Origin of the sequence: Parvibaculum sp. (assembly GCF_049672805.1) — a bacterium.
In the GTDB taxonomy this organism is placed as follows: Bacteria; Pseudomonadota; Alphaproteobacteria; order Parvibaculales; family Parvibaculaceae; genus Parvibaculum.
In genome coordinates this window covers 1-3,675 of record NZ_JBATWS010000049.1, presented here as the reverse complement: position 1 = coordinate 3,675, position 3,675 = coordinate 1, and the positions used below count along the sequence as shown (strand labels likewise).

Sequence of the window (3,675 nt, the reverse complement as noted above, 5' to 3'; positions counted from 1 at the left end):
CTGCCTGACAAACATCGTGGACAATGCGGGCAAATATGCGCCCCATGTCTGGGTGACAGCGATCCGCGATGCCGAAGGGGATGGCGGCGGCGGCAGCATCGACATTCTGGTGGATGATGATGGCGAGGGCATTGCCGAAGAGCAGATGGAAGAAGTCTTCCGTCCCTTCTACCGGTTGGATGCGGCGCGCAATCTAGACAAGGGCGGCACCGGCCTCGGCCTCGCCATCGCCCGCGACATTGCGCGTGGGCATGGCGGCGACATAACACTGGCCCGCAGCCCGATGGGCGGCCTCCGCGCGATCATTCATCTGCCGGTCTAAAAAACACACGATCAGCGCCAAAAATTTGTTGTGCGATCATATATTTCTATTATTCTAGAAATATGGAATCAAAAATAGCCATCTCCGCCCTGTCGGCTCTGGGCCACGAAGGACGCCTCGCGATTTTCCGTCTGCTGATACAGGCAGGCCCGGAAGGGTTGCCTGCGGGCGAGATCGCACGTCATCTTGATATGCTGCCAAACACACTCTCGGCAAATCTCAACCTATTGAGCCAAGCCGGGCTTCTGGCCTCGCAGCGCGAGGGGCGTTCGATCATCTATCAGGCCAACTACGCCGGAATAGGCAGGCTGCTTAGCTTCCTCATTGCCGATTGCTGCAAAGGCGCCCCCGAAATCTGCGCGCCACTCACGAAGATCATTACCAGCGCTGCGGCCTGCTGCCCGTCAAAGACAGCGGAACCACCGCATCAAACCGGAAAGAAGGTTCTTGCATGAAAAGGGTCCATATTCACGTCAGCGTCGATGATCTCGATGCGTCCATCGGCTTCTATGCAACGCTTTTCGACACGCCGCCAACTGTGACCAAAGCCGATTACGCAAAATGGTCGCTAGAGGATCCTCGGCTGAATTTTGCGATTTCCCGGCGCGGTGCCGCGACAGGCCTCGATCATGTCGGAATAGAAGTCAGCGACAGCGCTGAACTCGCAAAGCTTGCTACACGCCTCAAGGCCGCCGGTCAGGACACGTTCGACCAGCAGGCAACGAGTTGCTGCTACGCCCTGTCCAACAAGACATGGGTCGTCGATCCCTCTGGCATTCGTTGGGAAACATTCCACACTTTCGGCGAAGCCACGACCTATGGCGAGGAACCTGCACTCCCTGCACAAGCGACGCAGCAACAATCCACTTCGGCCTGCTGCGGGTAGAGAGCATGGACGCTTCTATAAGCACCGATTTCAAGGGTAAGGGAACTCCTGACAATCCTTTCAACCTGCTCTTTCTCTGCACCGGTAATTCGGCGCGGTCGATCATCGCCGAAGCAATCCTGAACCGCGTAGGTGAAGGTCAGTTCCGCGCGTTTTCTGCAGGCTCGATGCCGAAGGGTCAGGTCCATCCGCAAGCCATAAAGCTGCTCGACAGTTTGGGCTATGACACGAGCGGGCTTCGGTCGAAATCATGGGATGAATTCTCGGGAACTGATGCACCAGAGTTCGATTTCATCATTACGGTCTGCGACAATGCCGCCAGCGAGACCTGTCCTGTCTGGCCGGGGCACCCCGTCACAGCTCATTGGGGATTGCCCGATCCTGCAGCCATAGAGGGTTCCGTGTCGGACATCACCCTCGGCTTCGCGGCCACTTACCACATGATGAAAAGCCGGATCGACGTTTTCATCTCTCTTCCAATTCACTCGCTCTCCCGAATGGCTGCGAAGCACGAACTCAACAAGATCGGGCAACAGGCAGAGGGGACTCCCCAGAAGCCAGACACCTGATGTCTCCGCAATTCACCAAGGCCCGCCGTCTGGCAAGCGAGGCGATCGGGACGGCCTTTTTGCTCGCCGCCATCGTCGGATCCGGCATCATGGGCGAAAATCTGTCGGGTGGCAGCATGGCTCTGGCCCTGCTCGCCAATACACTAGCGACAGCCGCTGCACTTGTGGTGCTGATCACGATGTTCGGCCCGATATCCGGCGCTCACTTCAATCCCGTCGTGACGCTGGTTCTGGCTTTACGCGGGGAATTGACCGCCCGCCTGGCAATCCTCTATTCGGTTGCGCAGACGGGCGGCGCCATTATGGGTGTTCTGGTCGCACATGCCATGTTTGGCGAACCTCCCTTTCAGCTTTCCGACAAGCTGAGAGATGGCAGCGCACAGGCACTCTCCGAATCCGTCGCGACATTCGGTCTTGTTGCCACCATCCTGGCCATAATGAGGTTCAAGCCGGACTTCATCGCTACCGGCGTCGGCCTTTACATCGCCGCCGCCTACTGGTTTACCGCTTCCACATCCTTCGCCAATCCCGCAGTAACCATTGCCCGCAGCATGTCTTCAACCTTTTCGGGAATTGCTCCCGCATCGGTATCGATCTTCATAGGCTCACAACTGATCGGTGCGATTGCCGCTTTCGTGGTTTTCAGATGGCTCCTGAGAGAAGCGGAGGAATAAATCCCGCCAACCAGTGAACAACCTCCGCACGATCATTCACGGGCCGGTCCAGGCCGCTTCTTGCCAAAGAGGCGGGAAAGCTGGCCGATAAACGCCGCTGCATCACCAAGCCGCCGATCAAGCTCCGCCATGGTCTTTGATTGGTCCTCATTGTCTTCCAGCCAAATGCGGAAGGCTGCCCCCCACACAAGCGCGAGGCCACGCACACGGGCGGCACCCGCAAGGCCAGATGAATCAATGCCCGCCGCTTCCAGCATCCAGCCCATGGATTGCAGCGCGGGTCGCATGAGCGGCGCCGAGGCAATGGGATCGCGCCTGAGATCAGCGGTAATGCGTTTCAGCGCTTCCTTGTCTGCCGCCATCGCATCAAAGCGCATCATCAGCACATCGAAGAGACGGTCCCGGGCGCTCTCGCCATCCATTTCTTCTGCAGCGACAGCATCAAGCACTTTGGCGTCGATCCCGCGCCCATAGGCGATGAGGATGGCCGTCTTGGAAGGAAAATGCGTGGAGAGTGTGGCGAGCGTCACCTTTGCCGCCGCCGCAATATCGGCAAGCGCCAGCCCGCGCCAACCCTGTTTCGCGGCAAGCTTCAGCGCGGCTTTGATGATCTTCTCTTCGGGATTGGTCCTGGGGGCCATATCACTCTCCTTCACCGGGAGAAGATAGGCCGCGAAAGCGGTTGTGGCGACCAGCTATTTGCCAAGTTCGCGCGCTCTGTCCCGTGCAGCAACCGCCGCCCGGCGCATGAGCGGCGACAATTCACCCATCAGCACATCAAGCGCAGCCGCCGTGGTGCCACCCGGCGAGGTAACATTCTCCCGCAGCACAGAAGCAGGCTCATCAAGCTGATGCAGCATCTCACCCGATCCGCTGACCGTTTCCCGCGCGAGCTTCATGGCAAGCTCCGGATCGAGGCCAAGCGCCTCCCCCGCTGCCGCAAGACATTCAACGAGATGGAAAACATAGGCCGGGCCGCTGCCGGAGATCGCCGTCACCGCATCAATCAGCGCTTCATTCTCAACCCAGCCCACCTCTCCCACAGCGGAAAGCAGCTGATCGGCAAGCGCCTTCTGAGCGGACGTCACATGCTTGTTGGCACAGGCAACCGTCATGCCGCGCCCGACCGAGGCCGGCGTATTCGGCATGGCGCGGATCGCATGAACATCCGCTCCGAGCAATTCTTCAAGCCGCGCGAGTCCTGTTCCCGCCGCGATGGAGAGG

7 protein-coding genes are annotated in these 3,675 nt (G+C 59.1%); 5 read left to right on the top strand and 2 right to left on the bottom strand.

The window, feature by feature from the left end:
• From WBF74_RS01565 to WBF74_RS01545, 5 genes are all read left to right on the top strand, one after another.
• Positions 1–322 (top strand): ATP-binding protein (locus WBF74_RS01565; RefSeq protein ID WP_424434154.1); only part of this gene is annotated, 322 nt, incomplete at its 5' end.
• Between the two features lie 62 nt (positions 323–384).
• Positions 385–777 carry an ArsR/SmtB family transcription factor gene (locus WBF74_RS01560; RefSeq protein ID WP_424434152.1) on the top strand — a complete coding sequence of 131 codons (393 nt, stop codon included), beginning with the start codon at positions 385–387 and terminating at the stop codon, positions 775–777.
• Positions 774–1,208: an ArsI/CadI family heavy metal resistance metalloenzyme gene (locus tag WBF74_RS01555; protein WP_424434150.1), complete on the top strand. Its 435-nt coding sequence runs from the start codon at positions 774–776 to the stop codon at positions 1,206–1,208. The genes WBF74_RS01560 and WBF74_RS01555 overlap by 4 nt, the downstream gene beginning before the upstream one ends.
• A gap of 5 nt (positions 1,209–1,213) precedes the next feature.
• On the top strand, positions 1,214–1,777 hold the full coding sequence (locus WBF74_RS01550) for an arsenate reductase ArsC (protein ID WP_424434148.1): 564 nt from the start codon (positions 1,214–1,216) through the stop codon (positions 1,775–1,777).
• Positions 1,774–2,451, top strand: a complete 678-nt coding sequence (locus WBF74_RS01545) for an aquaporin (RefSeq protein WP_424434156.1) — start codon at positions 1,774–1,776, stop codon at positions 2,449–2,451. Before WBF74_RS01550 ends, WBF74_RS01545 begins: the two co-directional genes overlap by 4 nt.
• A 32-nt stretch (positions 2,452–2,483) precedes the next feature.
• On the opposite strand, the gene WBF74_RS01540 is transcribed toward WBF74_RS01545, so the two are convergent.
• Both WBF74_RS01540 and WBF74_RS01535 read right to left on the bottom strand, forming a co-directional pair.
• Positions 2,484–3,092: a TetR family transcriptional regulator gene (locus WBF74_RS01540; protein WP_424434146.1), complete on the bottom strand. Its 609-nt coding sequence runs from the start codon at positions 3,090–3,092 to the stop codon at positions 2,484–2,486.
• A 54-nt stretch (positions 3,093–3,146) separates the two neighbouring features.
• Positions 3,147–3,675, bottom strand: a 529-nt coding sequence (locus WBF74_RS01535) for a pyrroline-5-carboxylate reductase (protein ID WP_424434144.1), incomplete at its 5' end; no start/stop codon positions are given.